26 protein-coding genes are annotated in these 25,362 nt (G+C 64.7%); 21 read left to right on the forward strand and 5 right to left on the reverse strand.

Going from position 1 to position 25,362, the window contains the following annotated elements:
• The first annotated feature begins 2 nt into the window (after positions 1-2).
• Positions 3-1,391 (forward strand): ATP-binding protein, encoded by a 1,389-nt coding sequence (locus tag XH80_RS23875; protein ID WP_271600658.1) that lies wholly within the window; start codon positions 3-5, stop codon positions 1,389-1,391.
• A gap of 97 nt (positions 1,392-1,488) precedes the next feature.
• On the opposite strand, the gene XH80_RS23880 is transcribed toward XH80_RS23875, so the two are convergent.
• Together XH80_RS23880 and XH80_RS23885 are read right to left on the reverse strand one after the other, a co-directional pair.
• Positions 1,489-2,019 carry a DUF3617 domain-containing protein gene (locus tag XH80_RS23880; RefSeq protein WP_271600659.1) on the reverse strand — a complete coding sequence of 177 codons (531 nt, stop codon included), beginning with the start codon at positions 2,017-2,019 and terminating at the stop codon, positions 1,489-1,491.
• Between the two features lie 176 nt (positions 2,020-2,195).
• Positions 2,196-2,501, reverse strand: coding sequence for a hypothetical protein (locus tag XH80_RS23885; RefSeq protein WP_271600660.1), 306 nt, complete (start codon positions 2,499-2,501; stop codon positions 2,196-2,198).
• Positions 2,502-2,683: 182 nt separating this feature from the next.
• Between XH80_RS23885 and XH80_RS23890 the strand changes: the two genes are divergently transcribed.
• The 4 genes from XH80_RS23890 to XH80_RS23905 all read left to right on the forward strand — a co-directional run bounded on the left by XH80_RS23890 (position 2,684) and on the right by XH80_RS23905 (position 5,468).
• Positions 2,684-3,145, forward strand: coding sequence for a hypothetical protein (locus tag XH80_RS23890; protein WP_271600661.1), 462 nt, complete (start codon positions 2,684-2,686; stop codon positions 3,143-3,145).
• Between the two features lie 132 nt (positions 3,146-3,277).
• Positions 3,278-3,979 carry a ribonuclease T2 gene (locus tag XH80_RS23895; RefSeq protein WP_271600662.1) on the forward strand — a complete coding sequence of 234 codons (702 nt, stop codon included), beginning with the start codon at positions 3,278-3,280 and terminating at the stop codon, positions 3,977-3,979.
• 159 nt (positions 3,980-4,138) lie between these two features.
• Complete coding sequence (locus tag XH80_RS23900; RefSeq protein ID WP_271600663.1) at positions 4,139-4,999, forward strand: 23S rRNA (adenine(2030)-N(6))-methyltransferase RlmJ; 861 nt, start codon at positions 4,139-4,141, stop codon at positions 4,997-4,999.
• 253 nt (positions 5,000-5,252) lie between these two features.
• Positions 5,253-5,468, forward strand: a complete 216-nt coding sequence (locus XH80_RS23905; protein ID WP_027534220.1) for a cold-shock protein — start codon at positions 5,253-5,255, stop codon at positions 5,466-5,468.
• 86 nt (positions 5,469-5,554) lie between these two features.
• Here the strand turns inward: XH80_RS23905 and XH80_RS23910 are convergent, their stop codons facing one another.
• Positions 5,555-6,178 carry an outer membrane protein gene (locus tag XH80_RS23910; RefSeq protein ID WP_271600664.1) on the reverse strand — a complete coding sequence of 208 codons (624 nt, stop codon included), beginning with the start codon at positions 6,176-6,178 and terminating at the stop codon, positions 5,555-5,557.
• Between the two features lie 244 nt (positions 6,179-6,422).
• On the opposite strand from XH80_RS23910, the gene uvrC reads away from it, so the two are divergent.
• From uvrC to XH80_RS23955, 9 genes are all read left to right on the forward strand, one after another.
• Complete coding sequence (gene uvrC / locus XH80_RS23915) at positions 6,423-8,507, forward strand: excinuclease ABC subunit UvrC (protein ID WP_271600665.1); 2,085 nt, start codon at positions 6,423-6,425, stop codon at positions 8,505-8,507.
• 92 nt (positions 8,508-8,599) lie between these two features.
• Positions 8,600-9,217: a CDP-diacylglycerol--glycerol-3-phosphate 3-phosphatidyltransferase gene (pgsA, locus tag XH80_RS23920; protein WP_057741644.1), complete on the forward strand. Its 618-nt coding sequence runs from the start codon at positions 8,600-8,602 to the stop codon at positions 9,215-9,217.
• Entirely contained in the window at positions 9,214-9,465 is a 252-nt protein-coding gene (moaD, locus tag XH80_RS23925) for a molybdopterin converting factor subunit 1 (protein WP_220006456.1), read from the forward strand. Before pgsA ends, moaD begins: the two co-directional genes overlap by 4 nt.
• A 3-nt stretch (positions 9,466-9,468) precedes the next feature.
• Positions 9,469-9,951, forward strand: a complete 483-nt coding sequence (locus XH80_RS23930) for a molybdenum cofactor biosynthesis protein MoaE (protein WP_271600666.1) — start codon at positions 9,469-9,471, stop codon at positions 9,949-9,951.
• On the forward strand, positions 9,951-10,910 hold the full coding sequence (gene prmB / locus XH80_RS23935; RefSeq protein ID WP_271600667.1) for a 50S ribosomal protein L3 N(5)-glutamine methyltransferase: 960 nt from the start codon (positions 9,951-9,953) through the stop codon (positions 10,908-10,910). The genes XH80_RS23930 and prmB overlap by 1 nt, the downstream gene beginning before the upstream one ends.
• 79 nt (positions 10,911-10,989) lie before the next feature.
• The gene (locus tag XH80_RS23940) at positions 10,990-11,577 is read left to right on the forward strand and encodes a phage holin family protein (protein WP_271600668.1); all 588 of its coding nucleotides are present in this window, start codon (positions 10,990-10,992) and stop codon (positions 11,575-11,577) included.
• Positions 11,577-12,707, forward strand: a complete 1,131-nt coding sequence (locus XH80_RS23945; RefSeq protein WP_271600669.1) for a YihY/virulence factor BrkB family protein — start codon at positions 11,577-11,579, stop codon at positions 12,705-12,707. Before XH80_RS23940 ends, XH80_RS23945 begins: the two co-directional genes overlap by 1 nt.
• Positions 12,708-12,859: 152 nt before the next feature.
• The gene (locus tag XH80_RS23950) at positions 12,860-14,353 is read left to right on the forward strand and encodes an EAL domain-containing protein (RefSeq protein ID WP_271600670.1); all 1,494 of its coding nucleotides are present in this window, start codon (positions 12,860-12,862) and stop codon (positions 14,351-14,353) included.
• A gap of 15 nt (positions 14,354-14,368) precedes the next feature.
• Positions 14,369-15,223 carry a TIGR01459 family HAD-type hydrolase gene (locus XH80_RS23955; RefSeq protein WP_271600671.1) on the forward strand — a complete coding sequence of 285 codons (855 nt, stop codon included), beginning with the start codon at positions 14,369-14,371 and terminating at the stop codon, positions 15,221-15,223.
• 73 nt (positions 15,224-15,296) lie between these two features.
• Here XH80_RS23955 and XH80_RS23960 read toward each other — a convergent pair whose 3' ends face one another.
• Positions 15,297-15,692 (reverse strand): response regulator, encoded by a 396-nt coding sequence (locus XH80_RS23960; RefSeq protein ID WP_027551917.1) that lies wholly within the window; start codon positions 15,690-15,692, stop codon positions 15,297-15,299.
• Between the two features lie 229 nt (positions 15,693-15,921).
• Between XH80_RS23960 and XH80_RS23965 the strand changes: the two genes are divergently transcribed.
• The 7 genes from XH80_RS23965 to arfB all read left to right on the forward strand — a co-directional run bounded on the left by XH80_RS23965 (position 15,922) and on the right by arfB (position 24,958).
• On the forward strand, positions 15,922-16,893 hold the full coding sequence (locus XH80_RS23965; RefSeq protein WP_220006451.1) for a bifunctional riboflavin kinase/FAD synthetase: 972 nt from the start codon (positions 15,922-15,924) through the stop codon (positions 16,891-16,893).
• Between the two features lie 219 nt (positions 16,894-17,112).
• Complete coding sequence (gene ileS, locus XH80_RS23970) at positions 17,113-20,121, forward strand: isoleucine--tRNA ligase (protein ID WP_271600672.1); 3,009 nt, start codon at positions 17,113-17,115, stop codon at positions 20,119-20,121.
• Positions 20,122-20,129: 8 nt separating this feature from the next.
• The gene (lspA, locus tag XH80_RS23975) at positions 20,130-20,624 is read left to right on the forward strand and encodes a signal peptidase II (RefSeq protein ID WP_271600673.1); all 495 of its coding nucleotides are present in this window, start codon (positions 20,130-20,132) and stop codon (positions 20,622-20,624) included.
• Between the two features lie 110 nt (positions 20,625-20,734).
• On the forward strand, positions 20,735-21,463 hold the full coding sequence (locus tag XH80_RS23980) for a hypothetical protein (RefSeq protein ID WP_271600674.1): 729 nt from the start codon (positions 20,735-20,737) through the stop codon (positions 21,461-21,463).
• Between the two features lie 193 nt (positions 21,464-21,656).
• On the forward strand, positions 21,657-23,051 hold the full coding sequence (locus XH80_RS23985; protein ID WP_271600675.1) for a M16 family metallopeptidase: 1,395 nt from the start codon (positions 21,657-21,659) through the stop codon (positions 23,049-23,051).
• Complete coding sequence (locus tag XH80_RS23990) at positions 23,048-24,421, forward strand: M16 family metallopeptidase (RefSeq protein WP_271600676.1); 1,374 nt, start codon at positions 23,048-23,050, stop codon at positions 24,419-24,421. Before XH80_RS23985 ends, XH80_RS23990 begins: the two co-directional genes overlap by 4 nt.
• A 120-nt stretch (positions 24,422-24,541) precedes the next feature.
• Positions 24,542-24,958: an alternative ribosome rescue aminoacyl-tRNA hydrolase ArfB gene (gene arfB / locus XH80_RS23995; RefSeq protein WP_220006445.1), complete on the forward strand. Its 417-nt coding sequence runs from the start codon at positions 24,542-24,544 to the stop codon at positions 24,956-24,958.
• A 57-nt stretch (positions 24,959-25,015) separates the two neighbouring features.
• Here arfB and XH80_RS24000 read toward each other — a convergent pair whose 3' ends face one another.
• Positions 25,016-25,324 (reverse strand): hypothetical protein, encoded by a 309-nt coding sequence (locus tag XH80_RS24000; protein WP_271600677.1) that lies wholly within the window; start codon positions 25,322-25,324, stop codon positions 25,016-25,018.
• Between the last annotated feature and the right edge of the window lie 38 nt (positions 25,325-25,362).

The raw sequence follows: 25,362 nt of genomic DNA on the forward strand, positions 1-25,362 counted from the left end.
AGATGAGCACGATCGACACCGGCCTGACGCTGCTGAAAAGCGCCGCGGGGCGCGTCTCTGCCGCCAATGGCTGGATGGGCAATGCGTTCAAGGGCTGGATGCCGACCGGCCTCTATGCGCGCGCATTGCTGATCATGATCGTGCCCATGGTGATCCTGCAATCGGTCGTCGCCTTCGTGTTCATGGAGCGGCACTGGAACACGGTGACGCGCCGCCTCTCCGCAGCCGTGGTGCAGGACATCGCCACGCTGATCGACGTCTACAAGGGCTATCCGCAAGACAAGGATCGCGACCAGATCCGCCGCATCGCGCAGCAGCGTCTCGGCCTTGTGGTGGACTTCCTCCCCGCAGGCGACATGCCGCCGCCGGGACCAAAGCCGTTCTTCTCGCTGCTCGACCAGACGCTGTCGGTGCAGCTCGGCCGACAGATCGGACGCTCGTTCTGGATCGACACGGTCGGCCGTTCCAACCTCGTTGAGATCCGCATCCAGCTCGACGATGCCGTGATGCGCGTGTTTGCGCAGCGTAGCGCCGCGTACGCCTCGAACTCGGAGATCTTCCTGTTCTGGATGGTCGGCACGTCCTCCATCCTGCTGATCGTGTCGGTGCTGTTCCTGCGCAACCAGATCAAGCCGATCCTGCGGCTGGCGGACGCCGCGGAGAGCTTCGGCAAGGGCCGCGAGGCGCCGAACTTCAGGCCGCGCGGCGCGCGCGAGGTGCGGCGCGCGGCGGGCGCCTTCCTCGAGATGAAGTCGCGCATCGAACGCGCGATGGAGCAGCGCACCGCGATGCTTGCCGGCGTCAGCCACGACCTGCGCACCATCCTGACCCGCTTCAAGCTCGAGCTGGAGCTGATCGGCGACAGTCCGGAGCTCGAGGGCATGCGCAAGGACGTCGACGAAATGTCGATGATGCTGGAGGATTACCTCGCCTTCGCCCGCGGCGATTCCGGCGAGCAGTCGCAACCGACCGACATGGCTCAGGCGCTGGAAGAATTGCGCAGCGACGCCGAACGCCACGGTCACGCCGCGACCGTGACATTCACCGGGCTGCCCGTGGTGACGGTGAAGCCGGCCTCGTTCAAGCGCTGCCTCGCCAACCTGGTCACCAACGCCGCGCGCTACGGCAAGGCCATCGCCATCTCCGGCCAGCGCGACCACCGCTATCTGACCGTCACGGTCGACGACGACGGCCCAGGTATCCCCGCACATCTGCGCGAAGAAGTGTTCAAGCCGTTCCTGCGGCTCGACAACGCCCGCAACCAGGACGAAGGCGGCACCGGCCTTGGCCTTGCGATCGCCCGCGACATCGCCCGTTCGCATGGCGGCGACATCACGCTGGCCGACAGCCCGATGGGCGGGTTGAGGGCGAGCGTGAGGATACCCGTTTAGCTGCCGCGGCCCGGATGAAGCGAAGCGCAATCCGGGATTCTTCTTCGCGGCGCCCCGGATTTCGCTGTGCTCCATCCGGGCTAGGATCTCACCGCCTTTACTTCGGCAGCAGCGCTTTCAGCTTGTCGACGTCGCGTATGTTCATCTTGAAGCCGCCGGGCATCACGATGTCGCCGGGCTTCTGGTCCGGCTTGCAGGCGCCGAGCCATTTCGCTTCCAGCGTCATGGAGGTGTCGCGCCCCGCGGTGCCGGCGGCGCCGCCTTGCGCATGGGACGAAGTCTTCACGGTGTAGGCCGAGTTGAAATCACCTGATATCTCGGCATGCGAGGTCGTGTTGATGCCGGCGACGCTGCACTCGGAATCGCTGATATAGCCGGTCGCGGTTTTCTTGACGTCCTGCTTGGAGCAAATCTGCTTGGCCATCGGGGAAACGTTGTTGGCCATCTCCTTGTCGACGCTCTCGTCGGTGCAATGCTGCATGGTCATCTCCGGCATCGCCGAGCCTGACCTGGCCATCTTCATTTCCCAGAGGCCGGCCTTGCGCACCGGCAGATCGTCGGCCAAGGCGCTTCCTGCCGACACCAAAAAACAAGCGACTGATCCGAGCAAAGCAAGCTTGCGCGTCATAGGAGAGACTCCCGGCTGAGACGTCGTGGCTAAGGCGCGATGAGATTGGGTTGAATCGTCATCGCGCTTTAGCTGTTTGTTTGAGCATGATCTCCGCGCAAACGCGTTCCGCTGATGTCGCGAGGGAAAACCGCTTCACACCTTTCCGGATCATGCTTTAGCGTTTCGAACGCGCCTTAGTAGAGCGTGCGGATCGGCCGGTCGGCAGCGCCATAGGGCACCCAGCGGCAGGAAAACGAGATGTAGCCGCCCTCATAGGCCTGCACTGCGAGGAATTTCGCCACCTTGCCATAGCGCGCGCAGTGATCGACCGCGACCTGACGCGCATCGACCTGCGTCGCCATCGAATAGGCGATGATGCCGCCGGTGTCGTTGCCCTTGAACGGCGGCACCGGCAGGATATCGGCGCGCGCCGACTGGCTCGCCATCATCCCCGAGACAACCAGGCTGGCAAGAAGGCCCGCAGCCGCAATGATTCGCATTCCCGTCACTCCGATTGGTTGGCCCCAGCTTACGGTGCGGGCGCGGCGGTGAAAAGAACGGAAGGCCTGCCGGATGCGACGTTGTGATCAACTCCTGGCCGAGTGTTGCCGCGCTGCACTTGACCTCTCCCGGCCTTCGCGGCACCGTCCAGCCTCCGCAAGACCAGCTGTCCGGATTGCCCATGCGCGCCCCCTCCCCGAAATCGTTCCGCTTTGCCGCCGTCCTCGGCCTCATGTTCGGAGCGCTGTCGCTCGGTGAGGCCAAGGCGGCCAATCCGCTCGAGCTGAACTTCTGGCTGAGCGGACCGCGCTACGACGGCCGCGTTGCCGAGTGCGACAAGGCGCTGCCGACGATCTCGACCCAGTTCTGGGAGAAGGAAAGCTCGTTCTGGAATTCGCCGCTGCAGATCACGGGATTTTCGAACGTTCACGAGACCGCCTTCCGCCCCTGGGCATCGGACAACATTCCGCGCCGCTACTGCACCGGCGAGGCCATGCTCACTGACGGCAAGATGCGCCGGGTGCACTTCTCGATCATCGAGGATGGCGGCTTTGCCGGTTACGGCCAGGGTGTCGAATGGTGCGTGGTCGGGCTCGACCGCAACTGGGCCTACAATCCCTCCTGCCGCGCCGCCAAGCCTTGAACTGAAGAGCCTTAAACCGAGGCGCCTGATTCGGCCCGATCAAGCGACCTGCGCGGGTCGCTCGAAATTTGTTCTTGAAATGTTCTGGATGGCTGCTAGGCTGATTGCACAGTCTAGTTGAGGGGCGTTGCTATGTTTTATTTTAGATTGCATTCGTTCTCCCGCCTCCTGATCTCGCTGACCCTTGCGGCGGGGCTGGTTTCGCTGGCGGGTGGCGCGAGAGCCCAGGACAAGCGGCAGAACGCACCCGGCGAGTTCGACTTCTATGTGCTGTCACTGTCGTGGTCACCGTCCTTCTGCGAGGAAGCGGCAGAGCGCGGTCGCAGCGGCGGGCGTTCGAACATTCAGTGCGAGGGACGGCCCTATTCCTTTGTGGTGCACGGGCTGTGGCCGCAATACGAGAGCGGCTTTCCGGAATATTGCCAACGGCCGTCACCGCGGCTGAACCGCAACATCGTCTCCTCGATGCTCGATCTGATGCCCGCGCCAGGCCTGATCTTCAACGAGTGGGACAAGCACGGCACCTGCTCCGGGCTCGACGGCCGCAACTACTTCGAGACGATCCGCAAGGCGCGCGCCGCGATCAAGATTCCGCCCGAGTATCTTGAGCTGTCGCAGGCCAAGACGGTGGCCCCCGGCGAGGTCGAAGAAGCCTTCATCAAGGCCAATCCGGGCCTGAGCAACGCAGCCGTCTCGGTCACCTGCAACCGGACCCGGCTCTCCGAGGTTCGCATCTGCCTCAGCAAGGACCTGCAATTTCGCGCCTGCGAGGAGCTCGAACGCCGCAGCTGCCGCCGCGACCAGGTGACGATGCCGCCGATCAGGGGGGGTTAGGATTAGTCTTCAGATCGTCATTCCGGGGCGCGCGAAGCGCGAGCCCGGAATCCATCTGGGCCCATTGCCGATGGCGAAATGGATTCCGGGTTCGGTGCTGTCGCGCCGCCCCGGAATGACAACAGTTACTTTCATCGCGCGATGTCGTAAATCTCGCCCATGAACTACCGCCACGCCTTTCACGCCGGCAACTTCGCCGATGTCATCAAGCACATCGTGCTGGCGCGTATTCTCACCTATTTGCAGGACAAGCCGGCCGCCTTCCGGGTCATCGACACCCATGCGGGTGCTGGCCTCTATGATCTCGACAGCGACGAGGCGCGCCGCAGCGGCGAGTGGCTGACGGGAATCGCTCGGCTGATGCAGGCGCGCCTGTCGAACGAGACAGTGGCCCTGACCAAGCCCTACATGGACATCGTTCGCGCCTTCAATCCGAAGGGCGAGCTCAAGGCCTATCCGGGCTCGCCCCTGATCGCCCGCGGATTGATGCGGCCACAGGACCGCCTCGTGGCCTGCGAGCTCGAGCCGAGAGCCCGCAAGGCGCTGATCGACGTGCTGCGGCGCGACGAACAGGCGCGCGTGGTCGATCTCGACGGCTGGATGGCGCTGCCGGCTTTCGTGCCGCCGAAGGAGCGGCGCGGGCTGGTGCTGATCGACCCGCCCTTCGAGGCGAAAGACGAGTTCGAAAGGCTGAGTGAAGCCTTCTCCACGGCCTTCGCGAAATGGCCGACCGGTATCTATGTGATCTGGTATCCCGCCAAGTCCAGGCGCGCCACCGATACGCTGGCGCAAGACGTGGCGCGCACCGCAGCTGCAGCAAAGACGCCTGGAAAATGTCTCCGCCTCGAATTCAGCGTCGCGCCGCAACTTGATGGCGCGGCCCTCACCTCGACAGGACTTCTGATTGTCAATCCGCCCTACACGCTGCAAGGCGAGCTCAGGACGATCCTGCCCGAGCTGGAAATGCCACTCGGCCAGGGCGGGGCTGCCAGATACCGGTTGGAGGTGCCGAGGCCGTAACACCCCGGCATTCATGGGAAAAATATGCAGTAGCGGTAGTCAATCTGCAGAGAACCGTATTATGCTGTTTTCGTGACTGGCTTTACGTTCCGCTTCCGCGAATGGTTGCGGCGGAGTGAAGGCCCAAGAAAGATCCCGGTCGGACCGATGGGTCCGCCCGAGGATGGCCAGCTCTCCCGGGCTTCGTAAGGCCCGGTCATGTCGCGACGCGCGTCTGCGTTGCGACGGAGGAGCAATGAGGGGGAGTTTCCCGATGGCCAATACGGGAACGGTCAAGTTCTTCAACGGCGAACGCGGCTACGGCTTCATCAAGCCGGACGACGGCGGTCGCGATGTCTTCGTTCACATCACCGCCGTGGAGCGGGCGGGACTGAAGGACCTTGCCGAAGGACAGCGTATCACGTTCGAAGTCGAGCCGGACAAGAAGGGGAAGGGGCCGAAAGCGGTCAATCTCGTGATCCTTTCGTAGCGACCCCGACCTAAAAAACCTGACGCAAAAAAGTCCCGGCCGCGAGCGGCCGGGAGGCTGTAGTCCGGTATTTTCTTATTCCGCTATCAGAAGTGATAGTTCACGCCTGCGCGCACAACGCTGGCGCTATAGCCATTTGACACGCCTGTAATTGCGAACTGGCTCGACGACAGATCGATGTAGAGATATTCGAGCTTCGCGCTCCAGTTCGGCGCAAGGCCGACTTCCGCACCGACGCCGGCGGTCCAGCCGGCCGTCGTGTGCGATTCCGTCCAGCCGAAAGTCTGCGCGCGCAGCTCACCGAAGGCGAGGCCGGCGGTGCCGTAGACCAGAATGTTGCTGAAGGCGTAGCCGGCGCGGCCGCGCAGGGTGCCGAACCAGGGATTGGAGAACTTCCACGGCGCGAAGGTGTCATCGGCACCTGCGGCCTGGATGTCGCCCTCGACGCCGAACACCCATGGACCGTTCTGGAAATTGTAGCCGGCCTGCACACCGCCGACGAAGCCGGAGGGCTTTGCGGGATTGTTGCTTACCGAGCCCCATTCGTAACCGAGATTGGCGCCGAGATACGGGCCGGCCCAGCTATAGGCATTGAGCGGTTGATTGACCGTATAGGGCGCTCGCTGCCCGTAATTGAGATCGGCGGCCCCTGCCGAAGCCGTCCAGCCGGCCGCAACCAACGCAGCCGCGCCCACAACGAGCCTCTTCATTCCACACTCCAACGCAAACGCCGTAACCGGACGCGATGCCCGCACCGCCGGGCCAGGCCAATGGTTACGGAACCACCACTATTTCGCGTAGGATTTATCGAGAGTTTTAAGTTAAAGGGCTGTTAAGACCCCTTACCGCGCTGTTAACAGACTTAAGGAAGCGTTACCGGGAACTGCGCGCCATCCTGTGCGCGCGGCATGGCCGGAACTTCAAATCGGCCCCCCCAGCGCCTAAATTCGCACAATGGTTCACGATTCCCCCGACAAGCCGGGCGAGGCACGCGCGCGCAAAACGCGGCAGGCCGCGTCAGACGCCCCACCCCAGGACACGGCGCAGGACACGGCGCCGCCGGACCTCGATCCCGCCACCAGCGGCGGCGATGACGAGGACGATGCGCGGCTGCCCGATATTCTGGAAGAGAGCGGCGCGATCGGCGACGAGCCGCTGGCCTCAGGTCACGAGGCGATCGAGCGCGCGGTCCGGCTCGCGCCCACCTCGCCCGGGGTCTATCGCATGCTCAGTGCGAACGCCGACGTGCTCTATGTCGGCAAGGCCAAGAACGTCAAAAAGCGCCTGTCGAGCTACGCGCGCCAGAGCGCGCCGCTGCCGGCGCGCATCCTGCGCATGATCGCGGCCACGGTGACCGTGGAGATCGTCTCGACCACGACCGAGACCGAGGCGCTGCTGCTGGAAGCCAATTTGATCAAGCAGCTGCGGCCGCGCTTCAACGTGCAGCTGCGCGACGACAAGTCGTTTCCCTATATCCTGATCACCGGCGACCATTGGGCGCCGCAGATCCTCAAGCATCGCGGCGCGCAGACCCGGCCCGGGCGGTATTTCGGCCCGTTCGCCTCCGCCGGCGCGGTCAACCGGACCATCACGGCCTTGCAGCGCGCGTTCCTGATCCGCTCCTGCACGGACTCCTTTTTCGAGAGCCGCACCAGGCCCTGCCTGCTCTACCAGATCCGCCGCTGCGCCGGCCCCTGCACCCGCGAGATCGACTTTGGCGGTTATGCGACGCTGGTGCGCGAGGCCACCGACTTCCTCTCCGGCAAGAGCCATGCGGTGAAGCAGGAGCTTGCCGCCGAGATGGAGAAAGCCGCCGGTGAGCTCGAGTTCGAGCGCGCAGCGCTCTATCGCGACCGCCTCGCCGCGCTGTCGGCGATCCAGTCGCAGCAGGGCATCAATCCGCGCACGGTGGAAGAAGCCGACGTGTTCGCCATCCACCAGGAAGGCGGCTTCTCCTGCGTCGAAGTATTCTTCTTCCGCACCGGCCAGAACTGGGGCAACCGCGCTTATTTTCCGCGTGCCGAGAAGAGCTATACGCCTGAGGAGGTGCTCGGCTCCTTCCTCGCCCAGTTCTACGACGACAAGCCGCCGCCGAAGAGCATCCTGCTCTCGCACGAGATCGAGGAGATGGAGCTGCTCGCCAATGCGCTGTCGATCAAGGCCGGCCACAAGGTCGAGGTGACAGCGCCCAAGCGCGGCGAGAAGAAGGAGCTCGTCACCCACGCGTTGACCAATGCGCGCGAGGCGCTCGGCCGCAAGCTCGCCGATACTGCAACCCAGAGCCGCCTGCTCGACGCCATGGCCACGACGCTGAACCTGCCGCATGCGCCCAAGCGCATCGAGGTTTACGACAACAGCCATATCCAGGGCACCAATGCGGTCGGCGCCATGATCGTCGCGGGCCCCGATGGCTTCGTGAAGAACCAGTACCGCAAGTTCAACATCAAATCGGAAGGGATCACGCCGGGCGACGACTTCGCCATGATGCGCGAGGTACTGGAGCGCCGCTTCAAGCGCCTGATCAATCCGCCCGAGGAGAGCGCGGCCAAGGAAAATAACAAGGCCAAGGACGACGACTTCCCGCAATGGCCCGACCTCGTGATCATCGACGGCGGCCGCGGCCAGCTCAATGCTGTCAGGGAAATCTTTGCCAATCTCGGCCTGACCCAGGTCTCGCTGATGTCGGTCGCCAAAGGGCCGGACCGGGATGCCGGCCGCGAGACCCTGTTCATGCCGGAGCGCGAGGCGATCAAGCTGGAGCCGCGCGATCCCGTGCTCTATTTCATCCAGCGCCTGCGGGACGAGGCCCACCGCTTCGTCATCGGCTCGCACCGCAAGCTGCGCAAGAAGGACATTCGCGAGGCCGGTTTGCAGGAGATTCCGGGCATCGGCCCGTCACGCAAACGTGCCTTGCTGCATCATTTCGGAACCCTGAAGGAGATCGAACGGGCCTCGATCGCCGATCTCGGCAAGGTTCCTGGGGTGAGCGCCGAGAGCGCCCGCAGGATATTCGACTATTTCCATCCCCAGCCGGGGTGAACTAAAGGGGCGGTAGTCATATGGTCGTCGCATCCTGTACCCATCTGGGACGGACGGTTGACCTTCAGGCTTGAGCGGTATTGGTAGGACGGATGAACATCGCCACGACACGAGGGACGACCAGCCGCGCGATGTCCCTCCCGAACATCCTGACCTATGGCCGGATCGCCGCGATCCCGGTCGTGGTCGGATGCATCTATGCGCAGTCGATCATGGACTATCCGTTGTGGCTGCGCTGGGTCGCGGTCGCGATCTTCATCGGCGCTGCGGTCACGGATTATCTCGACGGCTATTATGCCCGCATCTGGAATCAGCAATCGGCATTCGGCCGGATGCTCGACCCGATCGCCGACAAGCTGCTGGTCGCCTCGTGCCTCCTGATGCTGGCCGCCGACGGCATCATCCATGGCTGGTCGCTGTGGGCTGCCATCGTGATCCTGTGCCGCGAGATCCTGGTCTCGGGCTTGCGCGAGTATCTCGCGGCGCTGCGCGTCAGCGTGCCCGTGACCAAGCTCGCCAAGTGGAAGACGACTGTACAGCTCGTCGCCATCGGCTTCCTGCTCGCCGGTCCCGCCGGCGACGAGGTCGTCCCCGTGGTCTCGCTGATCGGCCTCGGCCTGCTGTGGGCCTCGGCAATCCTGACCATGTATACCGGCTACGATTATTTCCGCGCCGGCATCCACCACCTCATCAAGGAGGATGAGGGATGAAGGTGAAGTATTTCGCCTGGGTGCGCGAGCGTGTCGGCAAAGCCGAGGAGACGATCGACCCGCCCGCGACCGTACGCACCGTCGAGGAGCTGATCGCCTGGCTGTCCGCTCAAAGCGAAGCCTACGCCTATGCCTTCGAGAAGCCGAAGGTGATCCGCACCGCGATCGACCACGCCCATGTCAAGGCGGACGCCGCCATCGCCGGTGCCCGCGAGATCGCGTTCTTTCCGCCAATGACCGGCGGCTAGGCCATGAGCTCCGCTGCCACCACCTGCCCCGTCGCCATCCGCATCCAGCAGGACGATTTCGACATTGCGCGCGAGATCGCGGTCCTGACCAAGAGCCGCACCGACATCGGCGCGGTCGTCAGCTTCTCCGGCATCTGCCGCGCCGACGAGGACAGCTCCAAGATCGCGGCGCTGACGCTCGAACATTATCCCGGCATGGCGGAGGAAGAGATCAAGCGCCATGTCGACGAGGCCATCTCGCGCTGGCCGCTGAATGGCGTCACGGTCATTCATCGTGTCGGGCGGTTCGAGCCCGGCCAGAACATCGTGCTGGTGCTCACCGCCTCGCAACACCGAAGGGCGGCGTTCGAAGCCGCCGAGTTCCTGATGGACTATCTCAAGACCAGCGCCCCGTTCTGGAAGAAGGAAGAGAGCGCCACCGGCACCGGCTGGGTTGAGGCCCACTCCCGTGACGACGAGGCCGCTGCACGCTGGGCCAAATCCTGATGGCGAGAGTTGCGAAAAAGACCGCGCGCGGCCGCGCCGCGCCGAAACTTGCGAAAGTGGGGCCCGGCGAGCTTCTCACTCTGCTCGACTTCGTCCGCTATGCGGTGAGCCGCTTTGTCGAAGCCAAGCTCGCTTTTGCCCATGGCACGACCGATCCGGTCGCCGAAGCCGCCTTCCTGGTCTGCGAAGCCCTGCATCTTCATCCCGACCAGTTCGAGAGCTTTGCCCACGCGCGCGTCACCGCGGCGGAAGGCAAGACCCTGCTCGATCTCATCCATCGGCGCGTCACGACGCGCAAACCGGCCGCCTATCTCGTCAACAAGATCTACATGCGCGGCCTGCCCTTCTATGTCGACGAGCGCGTCATCGTTCCGCGCTCCTTCATCGGCGAGCTCTTGGATTCGCATTTCGGCGGCGACGGCGAGGGGGGCTCACTGATCGACGATCCCACCGCCGTCGAGCGCGTGCTCGATCTCTGCACCGGCTCGGGATGCCTTGCGATCCTCGCTGCCTATCATTTCCCTGATGCCACGGTCGACGCAGTCGACATCTCCAAGGCCGCGCTTGAAGTCGCCGCACGCAATGTCGGCGACCATGGCCTCGATGAGCGGATCACGCTCCACCGCGGCGATCTGTTCGCGCCGCTCGGGGATAACAAATACGACCTGATCATTACCAACCCGCCCTACGTCGATGCCGAAGGCATGGCGGCATTGCCGCCGGAATGCCGGGCCGAGCCGAAGCTCGCCTTCGACGGCGGCGCCGACGGTCTTGATGTGGTCCGCCGCATCCTGCGCGATGCGCCCGATCATTTGACGGGCGATGGCGGCTTGATCTGCGAGATCGGCCGCGGCCGCGAGCTGGTCGACGAGGCCTTTCCGGAACTGCCCCTGCTCTGGCTCGACACCGAGGATTCCGAGGGCGAGGTGTTCTGGATCGCGGCCGCCGATCTCGGCTGATCGAACGCGCGCAACGGAACAAGTCAAATTCCGCCACGTTCATTCCCCGACGAACTTCTCGCTCTCGGAGGGTGTCCGCATGCTCGCGCCATCGGGCGAATTGCTGCGCGCCGGCATGGCGCTGAAACTCAACCATCTCAAGCGCGCCGCGCGGTCCTACCTGCGTGATCGCGCCAGCCAGACCACCGGACGGGTGACGTCCTATGCGGTTGCGGCGGCATTGTTCGCGGTGGCCGGTCTATTCGTGATCGCGGCCTTCTTCGTCGGCCTGGTCGCGCTGTATCGCTGGGTCGCCATCAACTACGGGCAGTTCTGGGGCTTTGGTGCCGTCGCAGCGGTGCTGCTGGTGCTGGCAGCAATCTGCGCCGGGGTGGCGATGGCGCAAATGAACCGCCGGACCAAGCCGATCGTGCCGCTCGCCAGCCGGATGCGCGTGGCGATTGCGACGCCACGGATCCCGCGCGGAACGGTCAAGCAGGCGGTGAAGGAAGTGGCGACGACGATTCCGCTGGCGCCGCTCGCGCCGGGCGAACGCGGCCATGAGAACAATGGTTCTTCGGCTCGCACCATCAGGCCCGTGCAGCTAGGCTTGATGCTGGCGGCTCTCACTTTGGTCGGCTTCACCGCGGCGCGCCGGCGGCGCCCCGCCCGCAGCCAGGACGCATGATGCCGGCGCGGCAGACCGAGCAGCTCGACAGCTGGCTGCTGGTGGCCGCCACAGCCGTGTTCGTGCTGACCGCAGAGCGCTATTTTCAGGAGTCCGGGTTCATCCGGCCGGGACCAGCCGAAGATCGTCGCAACAACGAGGCGAATTCACCGGAAACGAACCCGGCAAGCGCCGCCATGCAGCCCGGCCATGGCCGCCGCTCGACCAGCCCGTTCAAAATCCCCTGGGCTGGCTGGAAGGATATTTTCTGGCGCACCTATCAGCGCATCGGCGACGATCGTCTGCTGGCGACCGCCGGCGGCGTGGTGTTCTTCGGACTGCTCGCGATCTTTCCCGCGGTGACCGCGCTGGTCTCCTCCTACGGACTGTTCGCCGATCCCTCGACCATCAGCGGCAATCTCCAGACGCTGGCGACGATGCTGCCGGAGGGCTCGTTCCAGATCGTCTCGGACCAGGTCGCGCGCGTGGTCTCCAAGGGCAATACGGCGCTCGGCGCCACCTTCCTGTTCGGCCTCGTGCTGGCGATATGGAGCGCCAATGCCGGGGTCAAATCCATCTTCGACGCCCTCAATGTCGCCTATGAGGAACGCGAGAAGCGCAGCTTCATCAAACTTAATCTGGTGTCGCTGGCCTTCACGGTCGGCGGCATCGTGGCGCTCTTGCTGATGGTGGCCGCTGTCGTCGCCTTCCCGCTCGCGCTCGATCATCTCGGCCTTGCACCGGAGAGCAAGCTGATCGTGGCGCTGGCGCGATGGCCGCTGCTGTTTCTCATCCTGCTGGTGGCGCTCGCCATCCTCTACCGCTTCGCGCCAAGCCGCGACGCGCCGCGCTGGGAGTGGCTGAGCATCGGCGCGCTCACGGCCGCCCTGCTCTGGATCGCAGGCTCCGCGCTGCTGTCCTGGTATCTGTCGGCCTTCGCCAACTACAACGCGACATACGGTTCGCTTGGAGCTGCGATCGGCCTGATGATGTGGATGTGGATGTCGGCAATCGTCATCATGTTCGGTGCCGAGCTGAACTCGGAGATCGAACGACAAACCCTGCGGGATACGACGACCGGGCCGCCCAAGCCGCTCGGCAGCCGCGAGGCGGTCTCGGCCGACACAGTCGGCGCCGCCGCGCAGTCCTGACGAACACCCGCACGCCTGCGCAGTGCTATCCCCTCGAATCAACAATGATGTTAAGGTCATGCACGCTTGGGGGAGCATGAGGCGCGACGGGTGCGAATGGCAGCCCGTGTTTCCCGGGTGAGGCAGTCAGCTCTTGAGGCGTAACGCGCGGCATGATTCGCATTTCGACGATCTTCATCGCCATCTGCATGGTCCTGGTCGCGGCATCGCTCGGACTCGTGCTCTACTCGGTCGCCGGCATCAACGGAACCGAATCCGCGATCGTGGCGCTGACCGCGCTGACCTTCCTGATCCTCTACAACGCGGTGTCGATGCGGCTGCGCGACCGCAGCGACGTCGGCGGCCAGATCGCCGACTTGTCGCGCGGCACCGCCGACCTCGCCCGCCAGGTGGCCGAGTTCGGGCGGCGGCTCGCCGCGATGGAGGGCCGCATCGCCTCGTCCAACTCGACCAATTCCGATCGGGTCCAGTCGGTGGTCGGCGAGATCAACGAGCTCGGCGGGCTGGTCCGGCAGCTTGCTGCCACGGTGTCGACCCATGAGGACCTGCTGGCCGGTCATGCGCCCGCCCCTGCTCCGGTCGCAAGGCCGGCGGTGGAAGCACCGATCGACCTGATTGCGCCCTTTGATGAGCGGCCGGCCGCTCCTCCGCCGCTCCCTGCCGCACCGCCGCGGCCGACGCCGCCGGCGGTCCCGCCCCAGACCGCCAGCGCCGTTCATGCCGTCAACGGGCGCAACCAGACCCAGATGCTGGCGACGTTGCGCGGCGCCATCGACGAGAACCGCATCGACATCTTCCTGCAGCCGATGGTGACGCTGCCGCAGCGCAAGGTCCGGTTCTACGAGGCCGTGACCCGGCTGCGCGACGAGCGCGATCAGCTGATTGCCGCCGAGGAGTTCATCAGCCTCGCCGAGGCCTCCGGGTTGATCGGGCGGATCGACAACATGGTGTTGCTGCGCTGTGTCCAGGTGCTGCGCCGGCTGATGGTGCGCAGCAAGGATGTCGGCGTGTTCTGCAATGTCGCGGCTTCGACGCTCGGCAATTCCACCACCTTTGCGCAATGCCTGGATTTCCTCGAGGCCAATCGCGCGCTGGCGTCGTCGCTGGTGCTGGAGTTCAAGCAATCGACCTTCCGCGCGCTTGGTCCGGCCGAGACGGAGAATCTGGCGGCGCTGGCGCAGCGCGGCTTCCGCTTCTCGATCGACCATGTCACGGACCTCAGGATCGAGCCGCGCGAGCTTGCCGACCGCGGCGTCCGCTTCATCAAGGTTCCGGCGTCACTCCTGCTCGACCCGAAGCAGGCCTCGACTTCGGACATTCACCCCTCCGACCTGTCCGACCTGCTCGGCCGCTTCGGGATCGATTTGATCGCGGAGCGGATCGAGGGCGAGCGCGCAGTGGTCGACCTGCTCGACTATGACGTGCGGTTCGGCCAGGGCTTTTTGTTCGCGCCGCCCCGGCCATTGCGGCCTGAGGGGGCATCTGCTACCGGCGGGACCTCGCCGAACCAGGCGCAAGACATTCAGGGATCCAATGGCCCCGCTACCTCAAGCCCAGGCACGACGTCAGGCGCAGTATCAGCTGCGTCGCCTGCCGCCCCGTCGCAGCGGATCACCGGCAACGCGGCGCTCGCGCGCCGCATCTGATCGGCCGCGCGCGTCATGACCACGCTGCATTTTGCCCAAAGCCTGCGCGAGCTCGTAAGTGGAGTGGATGTCGTGCTCAGCGACATCTGGGGCGTGGTCCATAACGGCCTGGAGTCCTTTCCCGAGGCCTGCGAGGCGCTGCACACCTATCGCAGCCATGGCGGTACGGTGATCCTGATCACCAACGCACCGCGCCCGGCCGACTCCGTGCAGCGGCAATTGCGCAAGCTCGGCGTCGCCGACGAAACCTACGACGCCATCGTTTCCTCCGGCGATTTGACGCGGCTCTATGTCGCCGAGCATCCCGGCCGCAAGATGTTCTGGCTCGGCCCCGAGCGCGACAATTCGATCTATCGCGGCCTCGATGCGACGACTGCGCCGCTGGAAGAGGCCGACTACATCGTCTGCACCGGCCTCTACGACGACGAGACCGAGACCGCGGAAGATTATCGCGGCATGATGCTGAAAGCGCGCGAACGCAAGCTGACGCTGGTCTGCGCCAACCCCGATATCGTGGTCGAGCGTGGCGACCGGCTGATCTATTGCGCCGGCGCCATTGCCGAGCTGTACCGCGAGCTCGGCGGCGAAGTGATCTTCTACGGTAAGCCGCACCGGCCGATCTATGAGCGCGCGATGGCGCTGGCCGGCGAACGCCAGGGCCACCCGATCGACCGGAAAAAGGTGCTGGCGATCGGCGATTCCGTCCGGACTGACCTCACCGGCGCGCGCGAATTCGGTATCGATTGCCTGTTCGTCACCCGCGGCATCCATGCCGAGGAGTTCGAGGGCCTCGACCAGCTCGATCCGAAGTCGGTGCTGGAATTGTTCGGCCACCCGCCGAAGGCGCTGATGCGCGAATTGAAGTGGTGAGCTCCGAAATGCAGAAAGCCCGGGGACGATCGCCCGGGCTTTTCCAAATTCAGTTGATGGCTTTGACGCGCGCTTACGCGCTCGCCATGTCCGGGAAGACCGCTTCGATCTTGGTCTTCAGCGTCGCCGCGTTGAACGGCTTGACGATGTAGTTGTTCACGCCGGCCTTCTTGGCCGCGATCACGTTCTCGGTCTTCGATTCCGCCGTGATCATGATGAAGGGCGTGGTGGCGAGGTTGGGATCTGCGCGCACTTCGCGCAGCAGGTCGTAACCCGTCATCGGCTCCATGTTCCAATCGGAGATCACGAGCCCGTACTTCTTGCCGCGCATCTTGTTCAGCGCCGCCGAGCCGTCGCTGGCATCATCGATATTATCGAAGCCAAGCTGCTTCAGCAGATTCCGGATGATACGGATCATGGTGCTATAGTCATCCACCACCAGAACCGGCATCGACAAATCAACCGCCATCTCGACTCCCCCAACGCATACCTAGGAATATTCAAATTCGGACCTGACAGGCGGGGCCCCTCAGTTCCATCTCCCAAGCAGTAGCATCAAGGCGTTAAACAGCGCGTTAACTGCGGCGGCCCACGAGCGATCGAAATCGGGTTCCTTGCGGCAGCCGCGCCCCGCTTGACTTCATCGGCCGGGTCACGCCACGGTCGCGGCCGGTCCCGCCGGTTCGAGAATTCTCCTGATGGCCCCGCAATTTACCGTTATCCGCGATTCCACGCCGGATTCCGCCATCCTGAGGGGCGCGGTGGTCGCCATGGGCAATTTCGACGGGGTCCATCTCGGCCACCGGGCCGTCATTGCGGCGGCCCTGGAAATGGGCCGGGCGCATGGCCGCCCTGCGCTGGCGCTGACCTTCGAGCCGCATCCGCGCCGGTTTTTCAGCCCCAACACCCCGCAATTCCGGCTGACGGACGAGCGCGCCAAGCTGCGGTTGTTGGCCGGGACCGGGCTCGCCGGCGCCGTGGTCATGACCTTCGACAAGGCGAGAGCCGGGACCAGTGCGCAAGATTTCATTCACCATGAGCTGATCGGGCGCCTTGGCGTCAGCGGCATTGCGGTCGGTTACGACTTCCATTTCGGCAAGGGGCGGGTCGGCTCGCCGAGCCTTTTGGTCAACGAGGCGCCGCGCCTCGGCATCGAGGTCGACGTGCAGCCGCATGTCGATATCGACGAGCGGCCGGTTTCCTCCAGCGCCATCCGGATCGCGCTCGCCGAGGGGCTGATCGACGAGGCCACCACCATGCTGGGCGCACCCTGGTTCATCACCGGCGAGGTCATCCATGGCGAAAAGCGCGGCCGCGACCTCGGCTATCCCACCGCCAACATCCGGCTCGATGCCAATTGCGGCCTGAAGCACGGCATCTACGCCGTGCGGGTCGGCCGGGGATCCGAGCGGCTGGACGGGGTGGCGAGCTTCGGCCGCCGCCCGACCTTCGATAATGGCGCGCCGCTGCTGGAAATCTTCCTGTTCGACTTCAAGGGCGACCTTTACGGGCAGGCGCTGGACTGCGCCTTTGTCGGCTTCATCCGCGAGGAGCTGAAATTTGGCGATATCGACGCCCTGATCCGCCAGATGGACGAGGATTCCGCCCGGGCCCGCGCCATGCTGGCGGCCGCCCCGGACGCGTTTCCACGGCTCGGGACCGTCGATTGAGGGCCCAAAACCGGCCCGCCGTACCTTTGCGCTTCTACCTTTTGCGCTTCCCTTGGCCCCCTGCTATGGAGAGCCCATGTTTGCGCGGCGCATCATAGGGATTAGCAGCCCGGCTTCCGTCTGAGCCTCAAGGCTCGACGCAAGACCGGGATTTTGTCGTTTCACCCCGCGATTCCGCATCGCCATCCGTTCCCGCGCCATTCCGAGCCAGTCAGCCTCATGTCCGAAAAGCCGCAAAAGTCCGCAAAGTCCGAAGCCAAGGACTATTCGAAAACCCTGTTCCTGCCGCAGACCGAATTCCCGATGCGCGCCGGCCTGCCGCAGCGCGAGCCGGAGATCCTCAAGCGCTGGTACGAGATCGGCCTCTACGAGAAGCTGCGCGAGGCGGCGAAGGGCCGCGACAAGTTCGTGCTGCATGACGGCCCGCCCTATGCCAACGGCAACATCCACATCGGCACGGCGCTGAACAAGATCCTCAAGGATCTCGTCACCAAGAGCCAGCAGATGCTCGGCTTCGATTCCAACTACGTGCCCGGCTGGGACTGCCACGGCCTGCCGATCGAGTGGAAGGTCGAAGAGGAGAACTATCGCAAGAAGGGCAAGCAGAAGCCCGACTTCCGCGACAGTGCCGCGATGATCGATTTCCGGAAAGAGTGCCGCGCCTACGCGACGCACTGGCTCAACGTGCAGCGCGAGGAGTTCAAGCGTCTCGGCGTGATCGGCGACTGGGCCCATCCCTACGCCACCATGAACTATCCGGCCGAAGCCCAGATCGCGCGCGAGCTGATGAAGTTCGCCGCCAACGGCACGCTCTATCGCGGCTCCAAGCCGGTGATGTGGAGCGTGGTCGAGAAGACGGCGCTCGCCGAGGCCGAGGTCGAGTACGAGGACTACACGAGCGACATGGTCTGGGTGAAATTCCCGGTGACCTCGCCGGCGCATGGCGCCCTGGCATCGGCCAGTGTCGCGATCTGGACCACCACGCCCTGGACCTTGCCCGGCAACCGCGCCATCTCGTTCTCGCCGAAGATCGCCTATGGCCTCTACAAGGTGACGGATGCGCCTGCGGACAATTGGGCCAAGAGCGGCGATCACCTGATCCTGGCTGACGCCCTCGCCGCAGAAGTGTTCAAGCAGGCGCGCGTGACCGCTTTCGAGAAGGTCCGCGATATCCCCGGCGACACCATGGACGCGATCGAATGCGCCCATCCGCTCAAGGGGCTCGCCGGCGGCTATGAATTCACCGTGCCTCTGCTCGCCGGCGACCACGTCACCGACGACACCGGCACCGGCTTCGTGCACACCGCGCCGAGCCACGGCCGCGAGGACTTCGACGTCTGGATGGCGAATACCCGTGAGCTCGATGCCCGGGGCATCAACAGTGCGATCCCCTACACTGTCGACGAGAACGGCGCCTATACCGACCAGGCGCCCGGCTTCACCGGCAAGCGGGTCATCAGCGACAAGGGCGAGAAAGGCGACGCCAACGAGGCCGTGATCAAGGCGCTGATCGAGGGCGGCAAGCTGCTCGCGCGCGGCCGGCTCAAGCACCAATATCCGCATTCCTGGCGCTCGAAGAAGCCGGTGATCTTCCGCAACACGCCGCAATGGTTCATCGCGATGGACAAGGATATTGCGGCTGGCGGCAAGACCAAGCCCGGCGACACCCTGCGCGCCCGTGCGCTGCACGCGATCTCGGTGACGCAATGGGTGCCGCCATCCGGCGAGAACCGCATCACCGGCATGATCGAGGCCCGCCCCGACTGGGTAATCTCGCGCCAGCGCGCCTGGGGCGTGCCGATCGCCGTATTCGTCCGCGAGAAGGGCGACGGCTCCGCCGAGATCCTCCAGGACGAGGCCGTCAACACCCGCATTGGCGATGCCTTCGAACAGGAAGGCGCCGACGCCTGGTACGCGACGGGGGCGCGCGAGCGCTTCCTCGGACCGCGTGCCCACGAGGATTGGCAGAAGGTCGACGACATCCTCGACGTCTGGTTCGATTCCGGCTCGACCCACGCCTTCGTGCTGGAAGACCCCGTGCACTTCCCCGGGCTATCAGGCATCAAGCGCAAGGTCGACGGCGGCGCTGACACCGTGATGTATCTGGAAGGCTCGGACCAGCATCGCGGCTGGTTCCACTCCTCGCTGCTGGAGAGCTGCGGCACACGCGGCCGCGCGCCCTACGACATCGTGCTGACCCACGGCTTCACCCAGGCCGAGGACGGCCGCAAGATGTCGAAGTCGCTCGGCAACACCATCGAGCCGCAGGCCGTCATCAAGGAATCCGGCGCCGACATCCTGCGGCTCTGGGTCGCGTCCTGCGACTACACCGACGATCAGCGCATCGGGCCCGAGATCCTGAAGAACACGGTCGAGACCTACCGCAAGCTGCGCAACACCGTGCGCTGGATGCTCGGCACGCTGCATCACTACAAGCCCGCCGACGCCGTCGCGCCCGACGAGATGCCGGAGCTCGAGCAGCTGATGCTGCACGAGCTCGCGCTCCGCGCTGAATTGGTCCGCAAGGCCTATGAGACGTTCGACTACAAGAGCGTGGTCGCGACCTTGTCCGCCTTCATGAACAGCGAGCTGTCGGCGTTCTATTTCGATATCCGCAAGGACACGCTGTATTGCGATCCGCCGTCCTCGCTGACGCGAAAGGCGGCACTGACCACGATCGACCTGCTGTGCGATTCGATCCTGAAATGGCTGGCGCCGATCCTGAGCTTCACCGCGGAAGAGGCTTGGCGCATGTACAGGCCGGATGCCGAACCGTCGGTGCATCTGACGCTGTTCCCGGAAGGCCTGGAAAAGCTGCGCGACGACAAGCTCGCCGCGAAGTGGGAGACGATCCGTGACATTCGACGCGTCGTCACCGGCGCGCTCGAGCTCGAACGCGCCGCCAAGAACATCGGCTCCTCGCTCGAGGCCTCGCCGGTGATCTATGTCGCCGACCGCGACATGCTGGCGACATTGTTCGACATCGATCTCGCCGAGATCTGCATCACCTCGAATTACGAGGTGCGCGAGGGCGAGGCGCCGGCCAATGCGTTCCGTCTCGATGCGGTGCCCGGCGTCGCGGTCGTGGTCGAGAAGGCCGTCGGCACCAAATGCGCCCGCTCCTGGAAGATCTCGCCCACGGTCGGCGAGGACGCCGAATATCCCGACGTCACCCCGCGCGACGCCAAGGCGCTGCGCGAATGGAAGGCGTTGGGCGCGAGCTTTTGATCCGGTCGATGACCCCGCTCCGCGCCGGCATCATCGCGGCCGTGGTGACACTCGTGGCCGATCAGGCCTCGAAGCTCTGGCTGCTGAACGGGTTCGACCTCGCCCGCAAGGGCGTGGTGAAGGTGACGCCGTTCTTCGACCTGGTGCTGGCCTGGAACATCGGGATCAGCTTCGGCTGGCTGCAGAACGACAGCCAGTCGGCGCAGATCGCGCTGATGGCGGTGAAGGTCCTCGCGGTGATTGCGCTCGCGATCTGGATGGCGCGGTCGCAGACCCGGCTCGCCACCGTCGCGCTGGGACTGATCATCGGCGGCGCCATTGGCAATGGCATCGACCGTTTCGCCTATGGCGCAGTGGTCGATTTCGCCCTGTTCCACATCGAAATCGGCGGAAATACCTACAATTGGTACGTCTTCAACCTCGCGGACGTGGCCATCGTTGCTGGGGTGGCGGCCCTATTGTATGATTCCTTCCTTGGGGTACCCGCCGCAAAAGCGCCCTGATCCCGGCCGATACGGGCCGGAGGCGGAACCTTGCTTGGCGAGGCGTGGTCGCGCGAGACGCGGCAAGATTGCTACAATCAAGACTGCCACAATATGGAACAGGTACAGGTATGCGCAGCTTCGAGACCAGCGGATCGATGGGTCGAGACTCCCGACGGGGACTTTGGCTGGCGCTGAAATTGTCGGCTGTCGCATTCGGCATCGGTCTTGTCATGGCGGCGGGCCCGGTCCGGGCCGGCGACGACGATGATGACGACGACATGACCTTCGAAGAGAAGCTCATCGACAATCTGATGTCGGGCCTCGGCGCCAAGAGCATGGAGAAAAAGGGCATCGAGTACCGCGAGCGGTCGCCGCTGGTGGTTCCGCCCAAGCTCGACCTGCCGCCGCCCGCCGGCACGGAAGCCAAGAATGCGCCGAACTGGCCGAAGGATCCCGACGAGAAGCGTCGCCAGGAGGCCATCGCCCAGCGGAAGAAGGTGAGCGGCACCAAGGCAAACGAGTTCTGGAAAATTGGCCAGCCGCTGTCGCCCGCCGAGTTGAACGCCCACAAATCGGGCCCCCAGCAGGCCAACAATGAGCCGCCCCCGCCGGGCAGCAACCCCAACAGCCCGACCATGAGCCCGGCCGAGATGGGTTACACCGGCGGTCTGTGGAAATTGTTCAAGGGCAGCGGGCCTGAATCCAAGCAGTTTACGAGCGAGCCGCCGCGCCAATCCCTGGTGGAGCCGCCGCCCGGATATCAGACGCCCTCGCCGAGCTACGCCTATGGCTCCGGAGAGGATACGACGCGGAAGACCTATTTCGACGTCCGATCGGGTAAGGAGAAGGAGCAGTAAGCTCCTTGTCCGTCGCCCGCAGGCGCGCACATGCCGCAATCGTCCGGTATAGGCCGGGTGCGGCAGATGACCTATTTTTAAGTACAGCTCGACCGCGTTCTCTGCTTCGTGACCCGAAGCCCAAAGCCGCGCGGTGTAGCATGCCGCGCTTTCACGCCCGGACATCATCGTCCGGGCTTTCACAAGGATCGTGATGTCCTCACACCGATCGATTGCCTGCCTCTTCGCCGCGCTGCTCTCGACATCTGCCCTCGACGTCGGCAGCGCATTCGCCCAGACGACGGTCACCTCGGCACCGCCCGCGAGCTTCACGCTTCCCAACGGCCTCCAGGTCGTGGTGATCCCGGATCACCGCACGCCCGTGGTCACCGAGATGATCTGGTACAAGGTCGGCTCGGCCGACGAGACGCCCGGCAAATCCGGTCTCGCCCACTTCCTCGAACATTTGATGTTCAAGGGCACGTCGAAGCATCCCGTCGGCGAGTTTTCCCAGACCGTGCTCCGCGTCGGCGGCAACGAGAACGCCTCGACCTCGGTCGACTACACCAACTACTACCAGCGCGTGCCGAAAGAGCAGCTCCCGACCATGATGGAGTTCGAGGCCGATCGCATGACCGGGCTGGTGCTCAAGGACGAGAACGTGCTGCCCGAGCGCGATGTCGTGCTCGAAGAGTACAACATGCGCGTTGCCAACAGTCCCGACGCGCGCCTCAATGAACAGATCATGGCGGCGCTCTATCTCAACCATCCGTACGGCCGTCCGGTGATCGGCTGGCACCAGGAGATCGAGAAGCTCAATCGCGAGGACGCGCTGGCCTTCTATCGCCGGTTCTACGCGCCGAACAATGCGATCCTGGTCATCGCCGGCGATGTCGAGGCCGCCGATGTGCGCCCGCTGGTCGAGCTCAATTTCGGTCCGATCCCGTCGCAACCGTCGATCCCTGCCCGTCGCATTCGTCCGCAGGAGCCGGAGCCCGCGGCGCCGCGCACCGTCACATTGTCCGACCCGCGCGTCGAGCAGCCGAGCCTGCGCCGCTATTATCTGGTGCCCTCGGCGACGACGGCCGCGGCTGGCGAAAGCGCTGCGCTCGACGTGCTCGCACAGTTGATGGGCGGCGGCAGCAACTCCTATCTCTACCGCGCGCTCGTCGTCGACAAGCCGCTCGCAGTCTCGGCCAGCGCCAGCTATTCCAGCATCTCGCTCGATCCGACCCAGTTCGCGATCTCGGCCTCGCCGAAATCAGGTGTCAGCTTTACCGAAGTCGAGCAGGCGATCGACCGCGTGATCGCCGATGTTGCGCAGAACCCGATCCGCGCCGAGGATCTCGAGCGGGTCAAGACCCAGCTCATTGCGGAAGCGATCTACGCCCAGGACAACCAGGCGGTGTTGGCGCGCTGGTATGGCGGCGCACTGACCACGGGCCTGTCGATCGAGGATATCCGAAGCTGGCCCGACCGCATCCGCGCCGTCACCGCCGAGCAGGTCCGTGAGGCCGCGCAAAAATGGATCGAGAAGAATCGCTCGGTGACCGGCTATCTGATCAAGGATACCAGCACCGCTGCCAAGCGCGAGGAGAAGCGTTCGTGACCTATCCTATCCTTCGCGCGCGCCAGGTCGCGCTTTCCGTCGTCACCGGCGCTGCCCTCGCGCTCGCCGCGGTCTCGCCGTCGCAGGCGGCAGCAAAGATCCAGCACCTGGTGTCGCCGGGCGGCATCGAAGCATGGTTCGTCCAGGACGCGACCGTGCCGCTGATTGCCATGGAATATTCCTTTGCCGGCGGCTCGGCGCAGGATCCCAAGGACAAGCCCGGCGTCGCCAATCTGGTCGGCGACCTGCTCGACGAAGGCTCGGGCGATCTCGATTCCAAGAACTTCCATGAGCGGCTCGACCGCCGCGCCATCGAACTCTCGTTCAGCGCCACCCGCGATACCTTCCGCGGCAGCCTGCGCATGCTGCGCGACAACAAGGACGAAGCCTTCGACCTGCTCCGGTCCGCGCTGACCTCGCCGCATTTCGATACGGCCGATGTCGAGCGCGTCCGCTCGCAGGTCGTCTCGGGCCTGCGCCGCGACACCACCAACCCGAGCTCGCTCGCGAGCCGCAAATTCCTGGAGATGACCTTCGGCGATCATCCCTATGGACGACAGACCAACGGCACGCTGGAGAGCGTGCCGACCATCACGGTCGCGGACATGAAGGATTATGTCGGCCGCATCCTCGCCCGAGACACGCTGAAGATCGCCGTGGTCGGCGACGTCGATCCGGCGACCTTAGGCAAACTGCTCGACCACACGTTTGGCAGCTTGCCTGCCAAAGCCACTCTGACGCCGGTTCCCGACGTCGGGGCTGCAAAGCCACCGCAGCGCGCCTTCGTGCCGCTGGACGTGCCGCAGACCGTGATCACCTTCGGCGGCCCCGGCGTGATGCGCAACGATCCGAATTTCATGGCGGCCTATGTCGTCAACCATATCCTCGGTGGCGGCGGCCTGTCCTCGCGGCTTTATCGCGAAGTCCGCGAGAAGCGCGGACTGGCCTATTCAGTGTTCGAATCGCTGCTGTGGATGGAACATTCGGGAATCTTCATCGGCAACACCGGCACCCGCGCCGACCGTGCCGGCGACACCATGGATGCCATCGAGAAAGAGGTCCGCCGTATCGCCGACGAGGGTCCGACCCAGAAGGAGCTTGACGAGGCCAAGTCCTACCTCAAGGGCTCGCAGATGCTGGTGCTCGACACCTCCTCAAAGCTCGCGCAGGCGCTGCTGCAATATCAGCAGGACAAGCTGCCGATCGATTATATCGAGAAGCGCAACGCCATCGTCGATGCCGTGACCCTGGACGATGCCAAGGCCGCAGCCAAGCGGCTGTGGAGCCAGGGGCTCCTGACGGTCATCGTCGGCCGCGCACCGCAGGCTGCTGCGCAGCCGGCGGCGGCACCGGCGACGAAGTCGAACTGACGTCCGCCGACATTTCCTGAAATGGCCGGGGCTCGCCCCGGCCATTTGCGTTTCCGCCGTCCCACCATTGCCGAACATGGACGTTCCGAGATATGTCGGGGCATCACGAATGGTGCCATCATGCTGCGGATATCCCGCGATCTCGTCATCGACGAGGACGACATCGAGATCGGCTTTGTCCGCGCCTCCGGCCCGGGCGGGCAGAACGTCAACAAGGTCTCGACCTCGGCGCAACTGCGCTTCGACACGCGCAAGCTGACGATCCCGGAGGATGCGATGATCCGGCTCGCCCGCATCGCCGGCCAGCGCATGACCAAGGACGGCGTGATCGTGATTCACGCCCAGCGCTTTCGCACCCAGGAGCGTAACCGACAGGACGCCATCGACCGGCTCGTCGAGATCCTCACCGAGGCCATGGTCCGGCCGACGCCGCGCCGCGCGACGCGACCGACCTTTGCTTCCAAGCAGCGCCGCCTCGACGGCAAGAAGCGCCGCAGCGACGTCAAGGCCGGCCGCGGCGGCCGCTTCGACGATTGATCGAAAAAACCTCCGGCCGACACGCGACCGGAGGTCCGTTCACTCAGATCTCGCGCGTCAGTAGCGCTTGCCGTTGGTGGTTGCCCCGCCCGCAGCCGAGCCGTCGGTTGCGCTCTTATGCGCGGCACTTCCTGTCGTCCCGACCGTGCCCTTGGTGCTCCTGGCCGGCTTCATGCCTGTTTGGCTCGCACCGCCCGGCTGTGCTTCCAGCTCCTCCTCGCTGTTGCCTGCGACGCCGCCCTGCGTCGTCTTGCCTTGCGCGCCGCCTCGCAACTTGCTGTCAGATGACATTCCTTGCGCCAGGACGGGGCCCGCAAGCAGAGCGGAAAGTGCGCAAGCGATCACTGAGGTCTTCACCAACTTCATCCATGTCTCCTGGATTTTATTCGCGATGAGCGGTTCGG

Origin of the sequence: Bradyrhizobium sp. CCBAU 45384, assembly GCF_028128665.1 — a bacterium.
Taxonomy (GTDB): domain Bacteria; phylum Pseudomonadota; class Alphaproteobacteria; order Rhizobiales; family Xanthobacteraceae; genus Bradyrhizobium; species Bradyrhizobium manausense.

Bases quoted from the DNA above. Each gene is read 5' to 3' on its own strand.
- XH80_RS23875 (WP_271600658.1), top strand. From the start codon at position 3: ATGAGCACGATCGACACCGGCCTGACGCTGCTGAAAAGCGCCGCGGGG.
- XH80_RS23880 (WP_271600659.1), bottom strand. From the start codon at position 2,019: ATGACGCGCAAGCTTGCTTTGCTCGGATCAGTCGCTTGTTTTTTGGTG.
- XH80_RS23885 (WP_271600660.1), bottom strand. From the start codon at position 2,501: ATGCGAATCATTGCGGCTGCGGGCCTTCTTGCCAGCCTGGTTGTCTCG.
- XH80_RS23890 (WP_271600661.1), top strand. From the start codon at position 2,684: ATGCGCGCCCCCTCCCCGAAATCGTTCCGCTTTGCCGCCGTCCTCGGC.
- XH80_RS23895 (WP_271600662.1), top strand. From the start codon at position 3,278: ATGTTTTATTTTAGATTGCATTCGTTCTCCCGCCTCCTGATCTCGCTG.
- XH80_RS23900 (WP_271600663.1), top strand. From the start codon at position 4,139: ATGAACTACCGCCACGCCTTTCACGCCGGCAACTTCGCCGATGTCATC.
- XH80_RS23905 (WP_027534220.1), top strand. From the start codon at position 5,253: ATGGCCAATACGGGAACGGTCAAGTTCTTCAACGGCGAACGCGGCTAC.
- XH80_RS23910 (WP_271600664.1), bottom strand. From the start codon at position 6,178: ATGAAGAGGCTCGTTGTGGGCGCGGCTGCGTTGGTTGCGGCCGGCTGG.
- uvrC (WP_271600665.1), top strand. From the start codon at position 6,423: ATGGTTCACGATTCCCCCGACAAGCCGGGCGAGGCACGCGCGCGCAAA.
- pgsA (WP_057741644.1), top strand. From the start codon at position 8,600: ATGAACATCGCCACGACACGAGGGACGACCAGCCGCGCGATGTCCCTC.
- moaD (WP_220006456.1), top strand. From the start codon at position 9,214: ATGAAGGTGAAGTATTTCGCCTGGGTGCGCGAGCGTGTCGGCAAAGCC.
- XH80_RS23930 (WP_271600666.1), top strand. From the start codon at position 9,469: ATGAGCTCCGCTGCCACCACCTGCCCCGTCGCCATCCGCATCCAGCAG.
- prmB (WP_271600667.1), top strand. From the start codon at position 9,951: ATGGCGAGAGTTGCGAAAAAGACCGCGCGCGGCCGCGCCGCGCCGAAA.
- XH80_RS23940 (WP_271600668.1), top strand. From the start codon at position 10,990: ATGCTCGCGCCATCGGGCGAATTGCTGCGCGCCGGCATGGCGCTGAAA.
- XH80_RS23945 (WP_271600669.1), top strand. From the start codon at position 11,577: ATGCCGGCGCGGCAGACCGAGCAGCTCGACAGCTGGCTGCTGGTGGCC.
- XH80_RS23950 (WP_271600670.1), top strand. From the start codon at position 12,860: ATGATTCGCATTTCGACGATCTTCATCGCCATCTGCATGGTCCTGGTC.
- XH80_RS23955 (WP_271600671.1), top strand. From the start codon at position 14,369: ATGACCACGCTGCATTTTGCCCAAAGCCTGCGCGAGCTCGTAAGTGGA.
- XH80_RS23960 (WP_027551917.1), bottom strand. From the start codon at position 15,692: ATGGCGGTTGATTTGTCGATGCCGGTTCTGGTGGTGGATGACTATAGC.
- XH80_RS23965 (WP_220006451.1), top strand. From the start codon at position 15,922: ATGGCCCCGCAATTTACCGTTATCCGCGATTCCACGCCGGATTCCGCC.
- ileS (WP_271600672.1), top strand. From the start codon at position 17,113: ATGTCCGAAAAGCCGCAAAAGTCCGCAAAGTCCGAAGCCAAGGACTAT.
- lspA (WP_271600673.1), top strand. From the start codon at position 20,130: ATGACCCCGCTCCGCGCCGGCATCATCGCGGCCGTGGTGACACTCGTG.
- XH80_RS23980 (WP_271600674.1), top strand. From the start codon at position 20,735: ATGCGCAGCTTCGAGACCAGCGGATCGATGGGTCGAGACTCCCGACGG.
- XH80_RS23985 (WP_271600675.1), top strand. From the start codon at position 21,657: ATGTCCTCACACCGATCGATTGCCTGCCTCTTCGCCGCGCTGCTCTCG.
- arfB (WP_220006445.1), top strand. From the start codon at position 24,542: ATGCTGCGGATATCCCGCGATCTCGTCATCGACGAGGACGACATCGAG.
- XH80_RS24000 (WP_271600677.1), bottom strand. From the start codon at position 25,324: ATGAAGTTGGTGAAGACCTCAGTGATCGCTTGCGCACTTTCCGCTCTG.